This is a genomic window from Pelagibius litoralis (assembly GCF_011683915.1).
In the GTDB taxonomy this organism is placed as follows: Bacteria; Pseudomonadota; Alphaproteobacteria; order Kiloniellales; family Kiloniellaceae; genus Pelagibius; species Pelagibius litoralis.
In genome coordinates, this window is sequence record NZ_JAAQPH010000033.1 from 24,741 (window position 1) to 40,715 (window position 15,975).

Annotated in this window: 14 protein-coding genes; 13 read left to right on the plus strand and 1 reads right to left on the minus strand. The window is 62.8% G+C overall.

Features of this window, described 5'->3' with window-relative positions; genetic code table 11:
* Positions 1 to 34: 34 nt before the first annotated feature.
* Positions 35 to 2,314 (plus strand): NADP-dependent malic enzyme, encoded by a 2,280-nt coding sequence (locus HBA54_RS26465; RefSeq protein ID WP_167230950.1) that lies wholly within the window; start codon positions 35 to 37, stop codon positions 2,312 to 2,314.
* A 6-nt stretch (positions 2,315 to 2,320) separates the two neighbouring features.
* Entirely contained in the window at positions 2,321 to 3,724 is a 1,404-nt protein-coding gene (mgtE, locus tag HBA54_RS26470; RefSeq protein ID WP_167230953.1) for a magnesium transporter, read from the plus strand.
* A gap of 44 nt (positions 3,725 to 3,768) precedes the next feature.
* Here mgtE and HBA54_RS26475 read toward each other — a convergent pair whose 3' ends face one another.
* The gene (locus HBA54_RS26475; RefSeq protein ID WP_167230956.1) at positions 3,769 to 3,993 is read right to left on the minus strand and encodes a hypothetical protein; all 225 of its coding nucleotides are present in this window, start codon (positions 3,991 to 3,993) and stop codon (positions 3,769 to 3,771) included.
* Between the two features lie 171 nt (positions 3,994 to 4,164).
* Between HBA54_RS26475 and HBA54_RS26480 the strand changes: the two genes are divergently transcribed.
* From HBA54_RS26480 to HBA54_RS26530, 11 genes are all read left to right on the plus strand, one after another.
* Entirely contained in the window at positions 4,165 to 4,641 is a 477-nt protein-coding gene (locus HBA54_RS26480; RefSeq protein ID WP_240932926.1) for a PaaI family thioesterase, read from the plus strand.
* 90 nt (positions 4,642 to 4,731) lie between these two features.
* Entirely contained in the window at positions 4,732 to 5,904 is a 1,173-nt protein-coding gene (locus HBA54_RS26485; protein ID WP_167230998.1) for an isovaleryl-CoA dehydrogenase, read from the plus strand.
* Between the two features lie 71 nt (positions 5,905 to 5,975).
* Positions 5,976 to 6,167 (plus strand): DUF1272 domain-containing protein, encoded by a 192-nt coding sequence (locus HBA54_RS26490; RefSeq protein WP_167230959.1) that lies wholly within the window; start codon positions 5,976 to 5,978, stop codon positions 6,165 to 6,167.
* A 61-nt stretch (positions 6,168 to 6,228) separates the two neighbouring features.
* Complete coding sequence (locus HBA54_RS26495) at positions 6,229 to 6,909, plus strand: SDR family oxidoreductase (protein ID WP_167230962.1); 681 nt, start codon at positions 6,229 to 6,231, stop codon at positions 6,907 to 6,909.
* Positions 6,910 to 6,927: 18 nt separating this feature from the next.
* The gene (locus HBA54_RS26500; RefSeq protein ID WP_167230965.1) at positions 6,928 to 7,425 is read left to right on the plus strand and encodes a DUF3291 domain-containing protein; all 498 of its coding nucleotides are present in this window, start codon (positions 6,928 to 6,930) and stop codon (positions 7,423 to 7,425) included.
* A complete protein-coding gene (locus HBA54_RS26505; RefSeq protein WP_167230968.1) occupies positions 7,416 to 8,552 on the plus strand; it encodes an acyl-CoA dehydrogenase family protein in 1,137 nt (378 codons plus the stop codon). The genes HBA54_RS26500 and HBA54_RS26505 overlap by 10 nt, the downstream gene beginning before the upstream one ends.
* Positions 8,553 to 8,597: 45 nt before the next feature.
* Positions 8,598 to 9,200 (plus strand): 2-hydroxychromene-2-carboxylate isomerase, encoded by a 603-nt coding sequence (locus tag HBA54_RS26510; RefSeq protein ID WP_167230970.1) that lies wholly within the window; start codon positions 8,598 to 8,600, stop codon positions 9,198 to 9,200.
* A 115-nt stretch (positions 9,201 to 9,315) separates the two neighbouring features.
* Positions 9,316 to 10,209, plus strand: a complete 894-nt coding sequence (locus HBA54_RS26515; protein ID WP_167230973.1) for an adenylate/guanylate cyclase domain-containing protein — start codon at positions 9,316 to 9,318, stop codon at positions 10,207 to 10,209.
* A gap of 189 nt (positions 10,210 to 10,398) precedes the next feature.
* Positions 10,399 to 11,181, plus strand: coding sequence for a PP2C family protein-serine/threonine phosphatase (locus tag HBA54_RS26520; protein WP_167230976.1), 783 nt, complete (start codon positions 10,399 to 10,401; stop codon positions 11,179 to 11,181).
* Between the two features lie 63 nt (positions 11,182 to 11,244).
* On the plus strand, positions 11,245 to 13,980 hold the full coding sequence (locus HBA54_RS26525) for a protein kinase domain-containing protein (RefSeq protein WP_167230986.1): 2,736 nt from the start codon (positions 11,245 to 11,247) through the stop codon (positions 13,978 to 13,980).
* Positions 13,981 to 14,218: 238 nt separating this feature from the next.
* Complete coding sequence (locus HBA54_RS26530) at positions 14,219 to 15,169, plus strand: OmpA family protein (protein ID WP_167230988.1); 951 nt, start codon at positions 14,219 to 14,221, stop codon at positions 15,167 to 15,169.
* Positions 15,170 to 15,975: the final 806 nt, after the last annotated feature.

The window sequence follows — 15,975 nt, forward strand, 5'->3', positions numbered from 1 at the left end:
GGGCAAAAAGAAGAAAACAGAGATGGGGGACAGCATGGCAAAAGATCTTCGCGAAGCGGCCTTGGCCTATCACCGCGAGCCAAAGCCGGGCAAGCTGGAGATCTCTGCCACCAAGCCCCTGAGTACCCAACGCGACCTGGCCTTGGCCTATTCGCCCGGTGTGGCCGCCGCCTGCGACGCCATCGTCGAAGATCCTGCCGAAGCCTCCTCGCTGACCGCCCGCGGCAACCTCGTGGGGGTGGTGACCAACGGGACGGCGGTTCTCGGTCTCGGTGCGATCGGCCCGCTGGCTTCCAAGCCGGTGATGGAGGGCAAGGCGGTCCTCTTCAAGAAATTCGCCGGTATCGATGTGTTCGATATCGAAGTGGATGCCCTTGATCCGGATCGCTTCATCGACGTGGTGGCGGCGCTGGAGCCGACCTTCGGCGGCATCAATCTGGAAGACATCAAAGCGCCGGAGTGCTTCGTGATCGAGGCGGCTCTGCGTGAGCGCATGAACATCCCGGTGTTTCATGACGACCAGCACGGCACCGCGATCATCGTGGCCGCGGCGATCTACAACGGCCTGCGTCTGGTCGGCAAGGACATCGGCGATGTGAAGCTGGTCACCTCCGGTGCCGGGGCGGCGGCGCTCGCCTGTCTCAACCAACTGGTCTCCCTGGGCGTCAAGCGCGAGAACATCTGGGTAACCGACATTCTGGGTGTGGTCTACGAAGGCCGCGAGGAGCAGATGGACCAATGGAAGTCCATCTACGCCCAGCCCACCGAGGCGCGCGGCCTGGGCGACGTGATCGCCGGGGCCGATGTCTTCATGGGGCTTTCCGCCCCCGGCGTTCTGAAGCCGGAGATGGTGAAGCAGATGGCCGAGAAGCCGATCATCATGGCGCTGGCCAATCCGACGCCGGAGATCATGCCGGAGGAGGCCAAGGAGGCCCGGCCCGATGCGATCATTGCCACCGGCCGATCCGACTTTCCCAATCAGGTGAACAACGTTCTCTGCTTTCCCTACATCTTCCGCGGCGCCCTGGATGTCGGGGCGACAACGATCAACGAAGAGATGAAGCTGGCCTGCGTCAGGGCCATCGCCGATCTGGCCATGAAGGAGCAGAGCGAGGTCGTGGCCAAGGCGATGGGCGGCGAGGGGCGCAGCTTCGGGGCCGATTATCTGATTCCCAGCCCCTTCGATCCGCGCTTGATCTTGGAGATTGCCCCTGCGGTGGCACGCGCGGCTATGGACAGCGGCGTGGCGACGCGGCCGATCGAGGATTTCGAGGCCTACTGCCAGAACCTGCAGCGCTTCGTTTTCCGCTCAGGCCTGATCATGAAGCCGATCTTCCAGCGCGCCAAAGAGAACCCCAAGCGGGTGATCTACGCCGAGGGCGAGGACGAGCGGGTTCTGCGCGCCGTCCAGGTGGTGATCGACGAGGGGCTGGCACAGCCGATCCTGGTGGGTCGCCCGGAAGTGGTCGAGGTGCGCGCCAAGCGCCTCGGCCTGCGCCTCAGGCCGGGTGAGGATGTGCCGCTGATCAATCCGCAGGACGATCCGCGCTTTCGCACCTACTGGCAGAAGTATCACGAGCTGATGGAACGCAAGGGTGTGTCGCCGGAGGCGGCGCGGGAGATCGTGCGCACCCGCCCCTCGGTGATCGCCGCCCTGGCGGTGAAACTCGGCGATGCCGATGCCATGATCTGCGGGACGACAGGCCGCTACAAACGCCACCTCGACCATGTGACCGGCGTGATCGGCAAAGCGGAGGATACGGAGGATTGTTCGGCCATCAGCCTGGTGATTCTGCCGAGCGGTTCTTTCTTTATTGTCGATACCTACGTCACGCCCGATCCGACGGCGCGCGAACTGGTGGAGATGACCGTGCTGGCATCCCAACATATCCGCCGCTTCGGACTGCAGCCGAAGGTGGCGCTGTTGTCCCATTCCAACTTTGGCTCCGGTGACACCGCTTCGGCGAAGAAGATGCGCAGCGCCCTGGAAATTCTGCAACGCGACTATCCGGACCTGGAGGTCGAAGGCGAGATGCATGCCGATGCGGCCCTTTCGGAGACCATCCGCGAGAACGTTTTCCCCAATTCCAAGCTGAAGGGCACCGCGAACCTGTTGGTTATGCCGACGCTGGACGCCGCGAACATTGCCTTCAACATGGTGAAAGCCTTGGGCGAGGGCCTCTCGGTCGGACCGATCCTCATCGGCATGTCGGCACCGGCCCACATCCTTACCCCTTCGGTCACCGCCCGTGGTATTGTGAACATGAGCGCGATCGCAGTTGCCGACGCACAGGATCGTTCGATCGAAGAGTAGCCGCCCATGGCAGAGACGCCGCCCGAACATGACGACAGCGACCCCTGGCTGCCTGAGGTTCAGCCGGACAGCTACGGTATTTCAGCGGAACTGGTCCGCAAGGTAGCCAAGGCGCTGGCGGCGGGTAAGGAACGCAAGGTACACCGGCTTGTCATCGACCTGCACGAAGCCGACCTTGCCGATCTGCTGGAGCATCTTGACCGCGACGATCGCCCGCGGTTGATCGAGTTCCTCGGAAACGACTTCGATCTCGAGGTTCTGACCCACCTCGACAGCTCTTTGAGAGAAGAGCTGATCGAGGCGATGGAGCCGCGCCAGTTGGCGGACTCGCTTTCCGACATGGACAGCGACGATGCGGTGGACATCTTCGAGGACCTTGACGAGGACGCGCAGCGCGAGGTCCTTGAAGCCCTGCCGCGGGCGGACCGCTTGGTGCTGGAGGAAAGCCTAAGCTTTCCTGAAGACTCTGCCGGCCGCATTATGCAGCGCGAGCTTCTGGCGGTGCCTTCCAGCTGGACGGTCGGCCAGACCATCGATTACATGCGCGCGGCCAAGGACCTGCCCGACGATTTCTACGACCTCTACATCGTCGATCCCAAGCACCAGCCGATCGGCTTCGTTCCGCTCAGCCGGGCGATGCGCACCAAACGGCCGGTGCCTCTGACCGACATCATGACCGATGACATGAAGGTCGTGCCGATTGAGATGGACCAGGAAGAGGTCGCCTACCTCTTCCGGCAGTACGGTCTTGTATCGGCGCCGGTGGTCGATCCCGGCGGGCGGCTGGTCGGTGTGGTGACCGTCGACGACGTGGTCCACATTATTGACGAAGAAGCGGAAGAGGATTTGCTGAAGCTGGCTGGCGTGAAGGAGACCGATCTTTACAGTGCGGTCCTGGATACCACGCGTTCGCGTTTCTCCTGGCTGCTGATCAACCTCTTCACTGCGGTGGCGGCCTCAATCGTTATTGCCGTATTCGAGGAGACCATCGAGCGGGTCGTTGCCCTGGCGGTTCTGATGCCTATCGTGGCGTCAATGGGCGGCAACGCCGGAACCCAGACCCTGACCGTGGCCGTGCGCGCCCTGGCCATGCGCGATCTCTCTGCCGGCAATGCCTGGCGTTTCGTCGGCAAGGAGGTTCTGGTCGGTCTGGCCAATGGCTTGATGTTCGCCGTCCTGGCCGGTGCCCTGGCATGGCTCTGGTTCGACGCGCCCATGATCGGGGTGATCATCGGCGCGGCCATGGTGATCAATCTGGTGGTTGCGGCGCTTTCAGGCGCTTTGGTGCCGCTCGGCCTGGAAAAGCTGGGGGTCGATCCGGCGGTCGCTTCCAGTGTGCTTCTGACCACGGTGACGGACGTGATCGGATTCTTTGCTTTTCTTGGCCTGGCGACTGTTTTCCTGCTGTAGCGGGCGGAGACTAACGGACGGGCCAACGGGCGGTCCGGCGGCGATCAGTTGTTCTTTATCCGTTGCTTTCGTCTCTGAAATTTCTTCGGATCGTAGGGATCGGGGTTCACCGTGTTGAGGTTTTCCTTCAATTCCTCGACATTGAGGGTCTCGATATAGGCCTCCCGCTCTTCACGGGCGGCCCGCTCGGCGGCCGACTCGCAGGCGGCTGTCAGTCCCACGGCCGCCAGGGCCAGTACTATGCCAAAGGTGCGTATACGCTGCGTCATATCCCTCGATCCAAACAGGCCGGCTGCGCGGCTTCGCCCCGCCGCCGCTCCGAAGACCGGCAATATCGCGCGTCAGAGGGGGGCTTCGCAACCCGTCTGAGACGGTTATGGTACAGATTAGCGTGAGGCGAGGGTGCGGCAGCGGGCTGCGCAGAAGGGGACTTTTCCGGAATGCCTGAATTCAAGATGCCTGAGTTCAAGCCCAGGGACGCGGGCTTTGCCGCGCGGGTCCGCGACAGTTTCGGCCGCCAGAGCATCATGGATCTGATGGGCGCGCGGCTGACCCGGGTTGATCCGGGGGAGGTGGAAATCGAGCTGCCGTTCCGCCCGGATCTTTGCCAGCAGCACGGGTTTTTCCATGCCGGCGTCACCAGCACCATCGCTGATTCCGCCGGCGGCTATGCTGGCTTCAGCCTGTTTCCGGCCGATGCCTCGGTGCTGACGGTGGAGTTCAAGATGAACCTGCTGGCCCCGGCTGACGGGGATCTGCTGCGCGCCGTCGGCCGGGTCATCAAGCCCGGCCGGACCCTGACCGTCACCGAGGCCGAGGTGATCGTGGTGAAGGACGGCAAGGCGAAAGCCTGCGCCCATATGCTGCAGACCCTGATGTGCCTGCAGGGCCGCGCCGACATGCCGGCAGCGGGTTAGGCACAGATGTGGCAGCGGCCATTGATCCTTTCGGGCCACGGTCCGGCGGCTTAGACTGGGGCCGACAGGAACCAGATGAGCGGCAGGTCCATGATTCCCAATCAGCTTCCCAGCCTTAACTTCGACCTCGGTGAGACCGCCGATATGCTGCGCGATACGGTGATGAGTTTCGCTTCGGAGGAGATCGCGCCGCTGGCGGCGGAAATCGATCGCAGCGACAGCTTTCCACGCCAACTCTGGCCCAAGATGGGCGCGCTCGGTCTGCATGGCATGACGGTGGGCGAAGAATACGGCGGCAGCGGTATGGGCTATCTGGAGCACTGCGTCGCGATGGAGGAGGTGAGCCGTGCCTCGGCTTCCGTCGGCCTCAGCTATGGCGCCCACTCGAATCTCTGCGTCAACCAGATCCACCGCAACGGTACGGAAGAGCAGAAGCGCCGCTATCTGCCCAAGCTGGTTTCCGGCGAGCACGTCGGCGCCCTGGCCATGAGCGAACCGGGCGCCGGTTCGGACGTGGTCGGCATGCGCACCCGCGCCGATAAAAAGGGCGACCGCTATGTGCTGAACGGCAGCAAGATGTGGATCACCAACTGCGACGAAGCCGATACCCTGGTGATCTACGCCAAGACCGACCCCGACGCCGGGCCGCGCGGCATTACGGCCTTTCTCGTTGAGAAGGGCTTCAAGGGTTTTTCCATCGCCCAGAAACTCGACAAGCTGGGCATGCGCGGCTCCCCGACCGGCGAACTGCTGTTCGAAGACTGCGAGGTGCCGGAGGAGAACGTGTTGGGCGCCCTCGGTAAGGGTGTCAACGTGCTGATGAGCGGCCTTGACTATGAGCGTGTGGTTCTGGCCGCCGGACCGACCGGCATCATGCAGTCCTGCATGGACCTGGTGGTGCCCTATATCCACGAGCGTAAACAGTTCGGACAGGCGATCGGCGAGTTCCAGCTGATGCAGGGCAAGCTCGCCGACATGTATACGACGATGAATGCCTCCAAGGCCTATGTCTATGCGGTGGCCAAAGCCTGCGACCGCGGCGAGACGACCCGCAAGGACGCCGCCGGGGCGATCCTCTATGCCGCGGAAAAGGCCACCTGGATGGCGTTGGAGACGATCCAGACTCTGGGCGGCAACGGCTACATCAACGACTATCCGGCCGGACGTCTGCTGCGCGACGCCAAGCTCTATGAGATCGGCGCCGGCACCAGTGAGATCCGCCGCATGCTGATCGGTCGCGAACTGTTTAACGAGACCAAGTAGTTGACGTTGATGGTCTGGGGTGTTGTTTCCTCCGGCCAAGTGATGTTCTCTAGGCCGCGAGGGAGCGGCTTATGGCCCTGCAGATGAAACCCGCCTGCGAGCGCTGCGAGAAAGGGCTTGCCATGGATGGGGAAGCCTTTATGTGCAGCTATGAATGCACCTTTTGCCCGGTCTGCGCCCGGGCCATGGCGGCGCGTTGTCCCAATTGCGGCGGCGAGCTGGTTGCCAGACCCCGGCGCGATGCCGGGCCGGTACTGGCCTAGGACGGCGCACGCGCCGTGCGGCTCTGAGGCAGTTTCCGGAGTCTTTTTTTGGGAGAGCAGTTTGCCCAACGTTTTGATTACCGGTGCCAATCGCGGCCTCGGCCTTGAGTTCGTCCGTTCATTCGCGGCCGACGGTTGGCGTGTGCATGCCTGTGCGCGAAATATCGAGAAAGCGAAGAAGGTGAAGGCGCTGTCCGGCGATGTGATCTGTCACAAGCTGGATGTCACCAACGGCCTGAAGGTTGCCAGCCTGGCGCGCGAGCTTGCCGACGAACCGCTTGATCTGCTGATCAACAACGCCGGCGTCTACGGTCCGCGGACCGGGTTCGGCGAAACCGACTATGAGGAATGGGCTTCGGTCCTGCAGGTCAACACCATGGCCCCCCTGCGGGTGGTGGAGCGCTTCGTCGGCGTGTTGGAGAAGAGCGCGGGCAAGACCATCGTCAACATCTCCAGCCGCATGGGATCGATTGCTTCGAACAGCAGCGGCAGTTCCTACATTTACCGATCCTCGAAGGCGGCCTTGAACATGGTTACCAGGGGCCTCTCCGTCGATCTCGGCCCCAAGGGTTTCACCGTGATCTCTTTTCACCCGGGCTGGGTACAGACTGACATGGGCGGTGAGTCGGCAGACATTCCTGCAGAAGACTCCATCGCCGGCATGCGCAAGGTGATAGCCGGCCTGACGCCTGAAGATAACGGCAAGTTCTTCAACTACGACGGCAGCGAAATCGACTGGTGATCGGTTTGCGAGGTAGCGATGACTGAATTTCATCTGGCTCAGGTCAATGTCGGGCGTCTCCGCGCGCCGATCGAAGACCCGACGATTGCCGGTTTTGTCAGGCGCCTCGACGACATCAATGCCCTGGCTGAGCGCAGCCGCGGTTTCGTCTGGCGGCTGCAGAGCGAAAGCGGCAATGCGACCGATATCCTCACATCGCCGGACCCCAGGTTCATCGTCAACATGTCGGTCTGGCAAGATTTGGAATCGCTCTTTGCCTACGTCTACAAGACAGACCACACCAAGGTCATGGCCCGGCGCCGGCAATGGTTCGAAAAGCCGCCGGGTGCCTTCATGGCGCTCTGGTGGGTGCCGGCCGGCAGTCTTCCCAGTGTCGAGGATGGGCTGCAGCGTGTTGCGCTGCTTGAAGCCGAGGGGCCGACAGCAAAGGCCTTCACCTTCAAGACAGCCTTCGACGTTCATGGCCGGCCCATGGACCGCTCCGCGCTCGTAAGAACAGCCGAACCATGCTTCTGAACGAAGAACAGAATCTGATCCGCGATACCGCGCGCCAGTTCGCGCGCGCGCAGTTGGCACCGCATGCAGCGACCTGGGACAGCGAGGCCCGTTTTCCCAAAGAAGCCATCGCCGCCATGGGCGAACTTGGCTTCATGGGGATGTTGGTGCCGCCGGATTGGGACGGTGCCGGAACCGATCACGTCTCCTATGCGCTGGCGCTGATGGAGGTCGCGGCGGGCGATGGTTCCTGTTCGACCATCATGTCGGTTCATAACTCGGTCGGCTGCATGCCGATCGCGAAGTTCGGCTCGGCGGAGCAGAAGGAACGCTTCCTTAAGCCCATGGCACGCGGCGAAATGCTGGGCGCATTTTGCCTGACCGAACCGCAAGCAGGCTCCGACGCGGCGGCGATCAAAACCGCGGCGAAGCGCGACGGCAACCACTATGTGCTGAACGGCGTGAAGCAGTTCATCACCTCCGGTCAGAATGCCGGTGTGGCCATTGTCTTTGCGGTGACCGATCCTGAAAAGGGCAAGCGCGGTATGTCGGCCTTTGTGGTGCCGACCGATACGCCGGGTTATCGGGTGGCCTCGGTCGAAAAGAAGCTGGGGCAGAAGGCTTCCGAGACCTGCCAGATTGTCTTTGAGGACTGCCGCCTGACCCCCGACCTGTTGCTGGGCGAGGAGGGCGAGGGCTACAAGATCGCGCTTGCAAATCTGGAGGGCGGGCGCATCGGCATTGCCGCCCAGTCCGTCGGCATGGCCCGGGCCGCCTATGAGGCGGCTTTGGCTTACGCCAAAGAACGGCAGACTTTCGGTTCTGCGATCGTCGAGCATCAGGCCGTAGCCTTTCGCCTGGCCGACATGGCGACCCAGATCCATGGGGCTGAGCTGATGGTGCTGCACGCCGCCGCGCTGCGCGACGCCGGGCGGCCTTGCCTGAAGGAAGCGGCCATGGCCAAGCTGCAGGCCTCTGAGATGGCGGAGAAAGTCTGTTCCGACGCCATTCAGATCCATGGCGGTTACGGCTACCTCGCCGACTTTCCGGTGGAGCGCATCTATCGCGACGTGCGGGTCTGCCAGATCTACGAAGGCACCTCGGACATCCAGCGCCTGGTCATCGCCCGCCAGGTCGCAAGCGATTAGTATGGCGGAGATCTTTCGGCACAGCACCATAGGAAAAGCGACCTGATGCCAGAGCCCATCGACTTCTATTTCGATTTCTCCAGTCCCTACGGATATCTGGCCGCGGCCTGCATCGACGAGATGGCCGAGCGGCACGGGCGGTCGGTCCGTTGGCGCCCCATTCTCCTGGGGGCGATTTTTCAGGAAACCGGCGGCCGGCCCCTTCTGGGTATTCCCATGAAGGGCGACTACGCGCGCCATGACCTCGCACGGTCGGCGCGCCTGATCGGGGTGCCTTTTGCGCTTCCCGAGAGTTTTCCGTTCATGTCGGTGGCGGCCTGCCGGGCATACTACTGGATGCTGAATCAGGACGCCGGGCAGGCGGTCGCCCTGGCTAAAGCGCTCTACCGTGAGGCCTTCGGAAAGGGACAGGACATCGATTCGCCGGAGGCCGTGGCGCGGGTCTGCATTGCCGAGGGCCTGGACGGCGATGCGATCCGGGCGGCTTTGCGCGATCCCGGGATCAAGCAGCAGCTGCGCACGGAAGTGGCAGCCGCAATCGCCAAAGGCGTCTTTGGCTCCCCCCTTATTATTGTTGACGGCGAAGTCTTCTGGGGCCATGACCGTCTCGACCAGGTGGCCCTTTGGCTCGAACGCGGCGGCTGGTAGGCTGCGGACTGTCTGCCCCGGGCTGTTGTGCAGCTGCGAAAAAGGGTCCACAGCGCAGCTTTGATTTGCTAGACAATGGGCGTTCGCCGTCCCTTTAAAAGGCTTGATGTGTCTCATGAATGACGGGTCTTCAGATGGGTCCGACAAGGACGGTCAGGTTCTGACCGTTCTCTTCGCCGACATCGACGGCAGCACCAAGCTGTACGAGGCTTTTGGCGACGAGACCGCACACCGACTCACGGCTGAGTGTCTGACCGTTCTGGATACCCAGGCGGGTATCGCCGGCGGCCGGGTGGTCAAGACGTCCGGGGATGGGGTGATGTGCGTCTTTGCGACGCCGGATGAGGCCTTTCGTGCTGCGACCCTGATGCGCGACGCGCACAAGACCGGACAGGTTTCCATCCACGCCGGCTTCCACTTCGGCCCGGTGATTGAGGATTCCGGCGACTTCTACGGGGACACGGTGAATGTCGCGGCGCGGGTGACCGACCTGGCGAAGGCCGGCGAGATTCTGATCACCGAAGACACGGTCGTGCGGCTTTCACCGCTGCTGCGCAGCTCGACCCGCTGGCTCGACAAGGCTGCGATGAAGGGCAAGAAGGATCCGGTCGCCATCTACGAAGTGGTGACCGAGGATGAGAACGCGACCGTCATTCGCGGACCGCTGCTTGCCATGGACAGTGACAAGCTGCGCCTGGACATCGCCTATCGGGGCAAGACCTTCAGCCTGGAGGAACCGATGGCGGAGTTCGTCGTCGGGCGGCAGGAAAATTGCGACCTCATGGTCGACAGCTCCTACGCTTCGCGGCGCCATGCCACGATCCAGGCGATTCGCGGCAAGGTGTTCCTGAAGGATCACAGCACGAACGGCACCTACGTGCGCAACGAGACCGGCGAGGTTGCCTACGTGAAGCGCGAGATGGTCCAGCTGACCGGAAGGGGCGGGATCTTCCTGGGGCGTGAGCCCGACCTGGCCGCCGAGGATGAAATTCGCTTCAGCCTGCCCTAGGCCGGTCGCGGGCGGTGGTCGGGTTGTCCTGCGTGGCTTTACCGCATCCCTCAGCTGTTCCATACTTTATTCGGGAGAGACAGGGTCGCATGATCAGATCTGCGGGCGCAGGGGCACAGGCTTGGCCAGCCGCTGAGCGGCATGCTTCGCACTATCTGTTGGCCACTGGCGGTGAGGGACCGGGGTGTAATGTCGCATAACGGCAGAAATCAAGAGGCGGAGGGGGCATCCTCAGCCGGTTCGGCGGCCGCCACGCTTGGGCATCACAGCGACGTTGGCCGGGTGCGCCGTCACAACGAAGACAACTATGCCTTGCGCGACGACCTGGGCCTCTGGGTCGTGGCCGACGGCATGGGCGGCGCTGCGGCGGGTGATAAGGCAAGCGCCATCGTCGTTGACGTTGTCGCCCGCGCGGTCGAGCGCGGCTCAGCCCTGGAGGAAGCGATCGCCGAAGCCAACCGTTCGATTTTGGATGCGGTGAAGTCAGGTGAAGGCAAACAGGGTATGGGCTCCACGGTGGTGGCGGCCCGTTTTGCTGGGAGTGATTATCACATCGCCTGGGTCGGCGATGCCCGGGCCTATCTCTGGGCCGATGGGCTGCACCGTCTGTCCCACGATCACTCCCGGGTTCAGGAACTGGTCGATGCCGGCCTGATCACTGACGAGGAGGCCCGCCAGCATCCGCACCGCAGTGTCATTACCCGCGTTCTCGGAGGACCTGACGGCACGGCGGCTGCGCCTGACCAAGTCACCGGTTCGCTGCAGCCGGGCCAAGGCCTGCTGCTGTGCAGCGACGGTCTGACATCGGAAGTGGCGGATGCTGAAATTGAGGGTGTGCTGTCCCGCGAATTGAACTCTGCGGCCTCGGGCCAGCAGGTCGTCGATCAGTTGGTGGCCAAGGCCCTTGAACAAGGCGGCAGCGACAACATTACGGTGGTTCTGGTGGGACTGCCGAAGGAAACAGCGGTGTGACCGCAGAGCTTTTTGGGGTGGCGTGGGTGACAGTATTACCGGGTGGCAAAGAGGACGCGCGCTATGAGCGATAATTCGCGGGGCGGCAGTGGCGTGGGCTCTACGGGCGCGGCGGACTCCGGCATGGCGGGGGTCTTCGAAGCGGGTGCGCTGATCAGCTATACCTATCGCGTCGAGGCCTTGCTTGCGCGCGGTGGAATGGGCGAGGTCTACCGGACCTCCCATACCGAAATCGGTACCCAGCATGCGATCAAGATCGTGCGGCCGGATCTTGCAAACAACGACAAGATCATGGAGTTGTTTCGACGCGAGGCCTCGGTCTTGCGAACCATACGTGATGATGCCGTTGTCGGTTACGACGGGGTGCTGCGCGATGAAGAGGGCCGGGTCTATCTGGTCATGGAATTCGTCGACGGGCCCTCATTGACCGACTACATCGCCACTCAGGGAACGCTTGATCCGGCGGAAGTGCGCGATCTGCGCGATCGCTTGGCCCACGGGTTGGCGGCGGCCCATGACAAGGGTGTTATTCACCGCGACATGTCGCCGGACAACGTCATCCTCGGCGATGGTCAGCTTTCACAGGCCAAGATCATCGACTTTGGGATCGCCAAGCTGGCGGACTCTTCGGCGACAACGATCATCGGCGATGATTTCGCCGGCCGCTATGCCTATGCCTCGCCGGAGCAGATCGGCCTTTACGGCGGTCAGGTGGATGCCCGTTCCGACATTTACAGCCTCGGTCTGGTTCTGGCGACTGCCGGTACGGGCAAAGCGCTCAACATGGGCGAGATCAGCGAGTCCCTTGTTTCGGTGATTGAGGCGCGTAAGCGCATCCCGGATTTCAGCTCAGTGCCTGAAATACTGCGCAACGAACTGGGGGCGATGCTGCAGCCCGATCCGGCGGACCGGCCGCAAACCATGCGGGACGTGATCGGCCTCGATGCGCGTTTGGAGGCGGAGCCGGAGGCTGCGCCGGAAACGCCGACAGAGCCGCAGACGCATAAGGCAGTGCCGCTCGCCGCCGAACCGGCCGGACGGCCTGCAGCGGCGGCTGGCAGCGGGCGGCCCTGGCTGTGGCCGGCCGTGACCGCCGGTGTCGCGATTGCTGCGGCGGGTGGATACTTTGTATGGCAGGGTTCGCAGGAGGCGGAGGGACCGCGGCCCGCACAGCAGGAACTTGCCGAGGTAGAGAAACCAGCAGCACCTGCGCCTGCGCAGTCTCTTCTTGAGCAAACAGTGCCGGACGCCGGCCGGCAGGCAACGTCGTCCGATGCGCCGCCCGATACATCTGGCGGGATGGCCGAACCGGTGGCCGAACAGCCGGCGGCCTTGTCGGCGGAAACGTCCCCCGAGACGCCGGTAGAGACGAATGAGGTGGTTCCTGCGGGGGCGCCGCAAGCCGCTGAGGCGCCGGCCGAAGAGGTCATGGTCGAAGAGGCCGCCGCCGAGGCGGAGAAGACTGAGGAGGCTGTTGTCGAGGCGCCGGAGGAATCGGCGGCACCGTCAATGGCGGAAAGCGCTGGGGAATCTCCTGAGGAATCTGCCCAACAATCCACCCAGCAGTCAGCCGGGGAATCATCCGGGCAATCTGAAGAGGATACCGCCGAGGTGGCTGCTGAAGCCGTCGTCGCCGTATCACCGGCCGAGCCAGCAGATGCCGGATCCCCCGCGGCTTCAAGCGAGACGGTTCCGCAAGCGCCGGATAGCGGGGAAGCTGTGGCGCCCCTTGCCGTTGATGAACCACCGGCTTCGGCGCCGCCTGCTGCTGTCCCGGTCGAAGAGGCATCTACCGGCACCGAAGCGGCTGAGGTGTCGACGGAGGTGTCAGCGGGGGAGGTAACGGCGCCCGCTGCCGAGGCGCCTGAGAGCGCGCCGGAGGTTGCTGAAGAAGCGCCGGCGCCCGCGGAGCAGGTCGCTGCTCTTCCGGCGCCCTCTGAGGCCGAGCTGCGCGAAGCGGCCAGAGAGGCGGCAGAGTCAGGCTTGAGCCGCGAACAGAAGCGCGAGATCCAGCAGGATCTGCAGGTTCTTGGCCACTATCCGGGTGGGATCGACGGCAGTTTCGGTCCGGGCACCCGGGCCGGAATCGAAAGCTATCAAAAAGTCGCCGGCCTCGAAGAGACCGGATATCTGACCGATGTGCAGCGTCAGGACCTGGCTGCCGCAGCCGCCGGGCCGCGGGCCGAGGAAGCGCTTCGCGCGGCGGCTGAGAAAGAAGCGGCGGCGGCGGAAGCGGCAAGAGCATCGGCTGCCGCAGCAGCCGAAGAGCGCCGGAAGGCGGAAGATGCTGCTGCCCGGGCACGGGCGATTGCTGAAGCAAGACAGGCGCAGAGCCCGGCAGGCCAGCAACAGGTGGTGTTGCCCGACGAAAGCGAGCTGGATCGGCTGCGGCGGGTCGCAGAGGCAGGCGATCCGATTGCCCAGGCCAGCCTGGGCCTAAAGTACTACAGAGGCGAGGGCATAAGGCGCAATCTGCAGGAAGCTTTTCGCTGGACTGCAAAGGCGGCGGAGCAGGGCGAGGCGCGGGCGCAGTCCAACCTTGGTTTCTACTATATGAATGGGGAAGGCGTCAGGCGCGATCCTGCCCAGGCGGCCCGCTGGTGGCAGGAGGCGGCAGCCCAGGGCTTGCAACAGGCTCAGTTTAACCTGGGTCTGCTCTACGAGACCGGTCAGGGCGTGAGCGCCGATCCCGAGGAAGCGGCGAAATGGTATCGCCTGGCCCTGGCGCAGGGGGATCGCCAGGCAAAAAGCCGCCTGGACGGTTTGATTCGCCGGGGTCTGGTGGCCGCGGACAACTAATTTTCTTCTTAAGGTTGATTATTACGGAAGATTGTTTCGCCATGCGAGAAAAAGCCGTGATGGAGACTCTGTCTTAGCAATTACATGGTAATTCAAACTCTTGGCAGAGCTTTGCTTGCACCGATCAGAGAATCTGGCTATACCGCTGTTCTATGTGTTAATCATGTATTCTGTCGGATGTCGTGCAGTCCTTGCAGGGCATTCATCGCAGGGGATTTTATCAAAGGGGAAAGCCGATATGATGGCGAAGGGATTTATCGTTGGCGCCGGCCTCGCGGTTGCTGTTTCGATGGCCGCGCCGGCCTATGCGATTACGCCGTTCAATGTTCCCGGTACGGATTTTTGGGACCATCCTTTCGGCAGCGTGTTTGATACGCGCAGCGGCTTGGATCTGGAATCGAACGGCATTGCGTTCAATCAGGGCCTGCAGGCCGGTTATGCGGAACTTTCCGAAGACCGTTCGGATGCCTGGCTTGGTGCCGACTGGGATTTCGTGGATGGCGAGCTTTTCAATCACAAGGCCCGCACCGCGAGCAAGAATTCCGTTGTGCTGCCTGACGCACCCATGGATCGCGAGCTGAGCGAAGAGCAGATGGCAACCTTCCAGGCGGCGTTGGAGCGGCTGCGCAGAGGGTTCGACATGGGTGGCCGCTATTTGGCCCCGGCCGATGCTTCTTTTGCCCAGGTCAAGTACGACTGCTGGATGGAGGCGACTGAAGACGGTCGGACCGGCGATGCCGAGTCCTGCCGCGCCGAGTTCGAGTCGGCCATGGCCGCTGTTGAGGCCCAGGCGAACTACGCACTGACCGACGTGAACTACGAGTCACCGGCACCGGCCATGGTGGCCAAGACGCCGACAGCCGATCAGTTCATCGTGCTGTTCGACTTCGACAGCAGCATCTATGCACCGGGCAACAGCACCATTGTCTCAGAGGCGCTCAATGCTGCCCTGGTCAATGCGGACCGTTCCATTGATATCACCGGTCATACCGATAGCTCCGGCGCTCTGGCCTATAACCAGACGCTTTCCGAGCGGCGGGCCAACCGGGTAATCGATGAACTGGTTTCCGGCGGTGTCGACCCGACGCGGATCAGCGGCCGGGGCGTGGGTGAAACCCAGCTCCTCATCCCCACCGGCGACGGTGTGCGTGAGGAAGGCAACCGTGCCGTTGTGATCGAGCTGAACTAAGGACTGGTCAAGCCAAGGGAACCTTCGGGGCCTTGCGCTCCGGAGCGGGTCCTGGTCAAGACGCCAGAAGATCGGTTGTTTCGATAATCTGGCAACAGGTTCGGTGAGAAAAACCCCTACGAGTTCTCTCGTAGGGGTTTTCTTTTGTCCTGACCATCACCTCATGAGGGCGGCGAGATCAGCAAAGCGGGCCTGCCTTGGGATACCTCACTGACATGCCCCTTCCCAAGGCAGGGCGATCTCATAAGGCATCGCAATCTCCGGGGTGGAGGCGTTAGCCCTTCAGGGGCAGGGGCCAACGCCGCCGATGCAACTGGCGGACCGGCGGCGGGTCCCTCGCACTCTCCGACTACCGCCTCCTTCGGCCTCTACGCCCACTACAAGATAGGCCAAGGGTCTTCAGGGCTTTTGGGCTCGCGGCCCGCGGTTTGATGTTTCGCATCGCCGCGCTGACCTGCCTTGACGGCTGGTGCCCGGGTGGCCCTTTCGTGAACAAGCACGGTCGCACCTTGGGCGCAGGCCTGAAAACCGAGATCTAGATCGGATCATGTTTTGACGGAACCACTTCGTGGTTTCGACAAAACATGTGAATTCGATCGACATCAAGCAGTTAGCAGGCTGCTGAAAAAGTCTGACGTATAGGGTTTTGGGCCTTGGTTTGAGGTCAGCCCCCTATGATGGTGGTTTTGGGTGCTGGTCTATCCCGGGTGATCGGCGCTTTGGTGGAGCGTTGGTCTCATGTTTGGGCCAGGAGCTTTGGTATTCGCACAAGATTGCAGGCGGTGGCGGTGAGGGTGAAGGCCCAG

What these genes read in the sequence shown, in the direction of transcription:
- mgtE (WP_167230953.1), top strand. Translation starts at nt 2,321, where the DNA reads ATGGCAGAGACGCCGCCCGAACATGACGACAGCGACCCCTGGCTGCCT.
- HBA54_RS26480 (WP_240932926.1), top strand. Translation starts at nt 4,165, where the DNA reads ATGCCTGAATTCAAGATGCCTGAGTTCAAGCCCAGGGACGCGGGCTTT.
- HBA54_RS26515 (WP_167230973.1), top strand. Translation starts at nt 9,316, where the DNA reads ATGAATGACGGGTCTTCAGATGGGTCCGACAAGGACGGTCAGGTTCTG.
- HBA54_RS26485 (WP_167230998.1), top strand. Translation starts at nt 4,732, where the DNA reads ATGATTCCCAATCAGCTTCCCAGCCTTAACTTCGACCTCGGTGAGACC.
- HBA54_RS26530 (WP_167230988.1), top strand. Translation starts at nt 14,219, where the DNA reads ATGATGGCGAAGGGATTTATCGTTGGCGCCGGCCTCGCGGTTGCTGTT.
- HBA54_RS26490 (WP_167230959.1), top strand. Translation starts at nt 5,976, where the DNA reads ATGGCCCTGCAGATGAAACCCGCCTGCGAGCGCTGCGAGAAAGGGCTT.
- HBA54_RS26510 (WP_167230970.1), top strand. Translation starts at nt 8,598, where the DNA reads ATGCCAGAGCCCATCGACTTCTATTTCGATTTCTCCAGTCCCTACGGA.
- HBA54_RS26505 (WP_167230968.1), top strand. Translation starts at nt 7,416, where the DNA reads ATGCTTCTGAACGAAGAACAGAATCTGATCCGCGATACCGCGCGCCAG.
- HBA54_RS26500 (WP_167230965.1), top strand. Translation starts at nt 6,928, where the DNA reads ATGACTGAATTTCATCTGGCTCAGGTCAATGTCGGGCGTCTCCGCGCG.
- HBA54_RS26525 (WP_167230986.1), top strand. Translation starts at nt 11,245, where the DNA reads ATGAGCGATAATTCGCGGGGCGGCAGTGGCGTGGGCTCTACGGGCGCG.
- HBA54_RS26475 (WP_167230956.1), bottom strand. Translation starts at nt 3,993, where the DNA reads ATGACGCAGCGTATACGCACCTTTGGCATAGTACTGGCCCTGGCGGCC.
- HBA54_RS26465 (WP_167230950.1), top strand. Translation starts at nt 35, where the DNA reads ATGGCAAAAGATCTTCGCGAAGCGGCCTTGGCCTATCACCGCGAGCCA.
- HBA54_RS26520 (WP_167230976.1), top strand. Translation starts at nt 10,399, where the DNA reads ATGTCGCATAACGGCAGAAATCAAGAGGCGGAGGGGGCATCCTCAGCC.